The sequence below is a fragment of the Dietzia sp. NPDC055343 genome, from assembly GCF_053645265.1.
On the sequence record NZ_JBSHMJ010000087.1, the window covers coordinates 1 to 4,242 of the forward strand.

Consider the following 4,242-nt stretch of genomic DNA (forward strand, 5'->3'; position numbering starts at 1 on the left):
GCCTCCATCATGTTGATCACGGTCGGTCCGAGCAGCACGATGAACAGTACGGGCAGGATGCACACCAGGAGGGGGAAGATCACCTTCACCGGCACCTGCTGCGCTTTCTCCTCGGCCCGCTGCCGCCGCTTGAGCCGCAGCTCGGCGGCCTGGGTGCGCAGCACGTCGGCCACGGAGATGCCGTAGGCGTCGGCCTGGATGAGGGCGCGGACGAAGCGGCGCAGGTCGGGCACGTCGGTGCGCTGGGCGAGCTGCTCGTACGCGGTCCGTCGCAGCTGCCCCACCTGGATTTCCTGCAGGGTCCGGATGAGCTCCTGGGCGAGCGGCCCGGTGCCGTTGCGCCCGGCGCGGGCCATGGCCGAGTCGAAGCCGAGCCCGGCCTCCACGGCGATGGTCATCTGGTCGAGCGTGTCGGCCAGCTCGAGTGCGATTTCCTCGTTGCGCTCCTGACTGCGGCTCTTGAGCAGCAGTTCGGGCAGGAAGTAGCAGACCACCGCGGTGCCCAGCATGAGCAGGATCAGCAGCGGCGCCGGGTTGGTGCTGACCAACAGCAGACCCAGCACCACCACGAGCAGCGGCGCCGCGATCTTGAGCACGATCAGCCGGTCGATGGTCCAGCCGTCGGGTCGACCGGCGCGGAGGATGAGCCGCTCGAGCCGCCGGACGGTGCCGGCGGGCGTGAGCCGACGGGCGAGCGCCACCACGGAGCTGCCGGAGGCGTCATCATCGGCAGCGTCGAGGGCGGGCGCGGCCGCGTAGCCGTCGTCGAACCCGCTGCGCAGGTTGTCGAGGGTGCGGGCGCGCGCGGTGTCGCGGCCGGTGAACACGACGTAGGCCAGCAGGAACACCGAGACCGTGAGGACGAACACGGCGAATGCGGCGGTCAGCGACATCCGGGGTGCTCCTTATCTGTGGGCCGCGCTCGAGGGGCGCGGGGTGGGAGGGGGCTGTGCGAGGGACGGGGCAACGACGGTCGAGGTGCGGGACGCAGGGGACGCCCGGCACCGCTAGAACTTGATGCTGACCACCTTGGACAGCCAGAAGCCGCCGACGATCAGCATCACCACACCGGCGGCGATCATCCCCCACCCGAGCGGGCTCTCGGTGAGGGTGCCGATGTACGACGGGTTGGAGATGAACAGGAACCCGCCGATGCCGAACGGCAGCGCCATGAGCACGTAGGCGGAGAGCTTGCCCTCGGCGGCCAGTGCCTTGACCTGGCGCCGGATCTGGTTGCGCTCGCGGATGGTCTGGCCGACGCCGTCGAGCACCTCGGCCAGGTTGCCGCCGACCTCGCGGTTGATGGCGATGGCCTGGGTGACCCACACGAAGTCCTGGCTGCCCATCCGGTTCGCGGTCTCTTCCAGCGCGGGGCCGAGGTCGCGGCCGACGCGGGTCTCGTTGATGATGCGCGCGAACTCCTCGGAGGTGGGCTCCTCGGCCTCTCGGGCGACGGAGGCGAGCGCCTGGAGGAGGCTGTGCCCGGCGCGCAGGCTGGAGGCCATGAGTTGCAGCGAGTCGTCGAGCTGGTCTGCGAAGGCGGCACGCCGCCGCGCGGCGAGGATCTTGAGCAGCCCGACCGCGCCGATCGGCGTGAGGATCACGAGGACGATGCCGAAGAGCGGGCCCGAGGCGACGAGGCCTGCCGCGAAGGCGACGAGGGCGGCGACGACGACGAGAAAGACAAAGTCCTGGAGCCGCATGCGGACACCCGCTTGCTCGAGCGCGCCGGCTCCGGGGGCCCCACGCTTGCTCAGGATCTTGTCGATCGCCTCGGTGGCTGCTGTCGCGACCCGGGAGAGGGCTCCCGGGCCGGCGGAGACACCGGGCCGGCGCCGGTCGCGGGGGATGTTGCCGGGCGCGGGGGAGAGCACGAGATAGGTGCCCACCAGCAGCGCCAGGGTCAGGGCGAGCACGCCGATCCCGCCGGCGGTCAGCGCGGTGTTCACCGGATGCCTCCTGGGTTGTCGGTGGTGGCGCCGAACACGCGCGGCGAGAGGGTGATGCCGAGCTCGTTGAACCGGTCGGTGAAGCGGGGCCGCACACCGGTGGCCAGGGGTTTTCCGAGGAACCTGCCGTCGGGTCCGATACCGGCGGAGTAGTCGAACAGGAAGGCGTCCTGCAGCGTGACGGTCTGACCCTCCATGCCCTGGACCTCGGTGACGGCGGTGACGCGGCGGGTGCCGTCGCGCAGACGGGTGAGCTGGATGATCACGTCCACGGCGGAGGCGATCTGCTCGCGGATGGCCCGCAGCGGCAGGTCCATCCCGGCCATGAGCACGAGAGTCTCGAGTCGGGCGATGGCGTCGCGCGGGGAGTTGGCGTGCACGGTGGACAGCGAGCCGTCGTGGCCGGTGTTCATGGCTTGGAGCATGTCGAGGGTCTCGCCGCCGCGGACCTCGCCCACCACGATGCGGTCGGGCCGCATACGCAGGGAGTTGCGGACGAGGTCGCGGATGCTGATCTCGCCCTTGCCCTCGATGTTCGCCGGGCGGGATTCGAGCCGCACCACGTGGTCCTGCTGCAGCTGCAGCTCCACGGCGTCCTCGATGGTCACGATCCGCTCGCCCTCGGGGATGAACGAGGACAGCACGTTGAGCAGCGTGGTCTTACCGGTGCCCGTGCCGCCGGAGACGATGATGTTCAGCCGCGCCTGCACACAGGCCTGCAGCAGTTCGGCCATTTCGGGCGTCAGCGTGCCGAAGCCGATGAGGTCGTGGACCTGGAACGGGTCACGCGAGAACTTTCGGATGGTCAGCGAGGAGCCGTTGACGGCGAGCGGCGGGATCACGGCGTTGACGCGGGAGCCGTCGGCCAGGCGCGCGTCCACGAGCGGGGAGGACTCGTCGATGCGGCGGCCGATGCGGGAGACGATCCGCTCGATGACCTGCCGCAGGTGCTCCTCCGAGGTGAAGCGTTCGCGGCTGCGGGTGATCTGGCCGGCGCGCTCGACGTAGATCATGTCGGGGCCGTTGACCATGATCTCGGTGACGTCCGGGTCCTCGAGCAGCTTCTCGAGCGGCCCGTGGCCCAGCACGTCGGCCTGGACGTCGATCATGAGGCGCTTGCGCTGATCGCTGGTCAGCGGCACGGTCTGTTCCTCGACCACCTTGTTGAGCTCGCTGCGCACCATGGTGTGCAGCTGCTCCTCGGTGAGCGCGGGGTTGTTCAGGCGGGCGCCGATCCGATCGAACAGGGCGTGGGCGGCGTTCTCCTTGAGCGTGGCCAGGGCGTCGGTGGCGGCGGGATCCGTGCCGTCCGGCGACTGCGAGGGTGCCGGTGTGGGGGCGGCGGTCGACGGCGTCGTCGTCGTGGTCATCGTTGCGGTGGTCGGCACGGACGCGGCGACGGGAACGGTGGTCGCGACGTCCGGCGCCGGGGCGGTGGTCGGCGCGGTGGTGTCGACGACGACGTCGCCGGGGTGTTCGCCGCGGGCGGCGCGCAGGCGCTCGGTGAGGCTCATCGTTCGACTCTCTTACGGAGGAAGCGGTGGCGGCCGCCCTCGGTGCTCTGGTTCTGGTCGCGGCCGGACTTCAGGCCCGGGAGGGCGAAGCGGCGGGTGCGGCCGGTGTTCGTGGTGGCGCCGCCCGGTGCGACGGTGCTGTGGGCGGCGGGCGTGCCCGGTGCGCCGGCGGGCGCGGGGGCGAAGCGCTCGACGAGTGTGCGAAGTTTCTTGGTCATCGGGTCGCGGACGTCGCTCTGCAGCAGGGGCACGCCCTGGTTGACCGAGGCGGCGGTGGGGCGGCTGCGGGGCAGGACCAGGTCGACGCCGGCGTTGATGGTGGCCTCTACGTCTGACTTGGTCAGACCGCTGTGGGTGTCGGCGAAGTTGATCACCACATGGCGGCGATCGAAGCCCAGACCGAGGTCGCGCAGGATATCGAGTTCCTTGCGGAGTCCGCGTACGCCGGGCACGTCGAGGCTGGTCATGATCACGAGGTCGTTGGTGTGGTCCAGTGCGGCGAGGGCGTGCTCGCCCAGGCCGGGGGCGGTGTCCACCACGACGTAGCGGAACTCGGCGGCCAAGGTCTCGAGCAGGCGGGCGACGTCGGCGGGGGTGATGGCGTCGGCGTCGGCGGGGTTGGTCGGGCCGCACACCGCGTAGAGGCCGGTCTCGTGCTGGGTGAGGAAGGTCTTGAGGACCATCGAGTCCCGCGCGGCCGGGCCGCGGGTCACGTCGAGGAGGGTGTGGTCGGGGTGCATGTTGAGGGCGCTGGCCACGTCGCCGAACTGCACGTCCAG

Annotated in this window: 4 protein-coding genes; all 4 read right to left on the reverse strand. The window is 70.7% G+C overall.

What is annotated here, in order from left to right:
- The coding region (locus tag ACWIE7_RS18420; protein WP_454070220.1) for a type II secretion system F family protein at positions 1–893 on the reverse strand (893 nt) is incomplete at its 3' end.
- 114 nt (positions 894–1,007) lie between these two features.
- Positions 1,008–1,949: a type II secretion system F family protein gene (locus ACWIE7_RS18425; protein ID WP_454070221.1), complete on the reverse strand. Its 942-nt coding sequence runs from the start codon at positions 1,947–1,949 to the stop codon at positions 1,008–1,010.
- Positions 1,946–3,463, reverse strand: coding sequence for a CpaF family protein (locus ACWIE7_RS18430; protein WP_454070222.1), 1,518 nt, complete (start codon positions 3,461–3,463; stop codon positions 1,946–1,948). Before ACWIE7_RS18430 ends, ACWIE7_RS18425 begins: the two co-directional genes overlap by 4 nt.
- On the reverse strand, positions 3,460–4,242 hold a 783-nt coding region (locus ACWIE7_RS18435), incomplete at its 5' end, for an AAA family ATPase (RefSeq protein ID WP_454070223.1). The genes ACWIE7_RS18430 and ACWIE7_RS18435, both read right to left, overlap by 4 nt.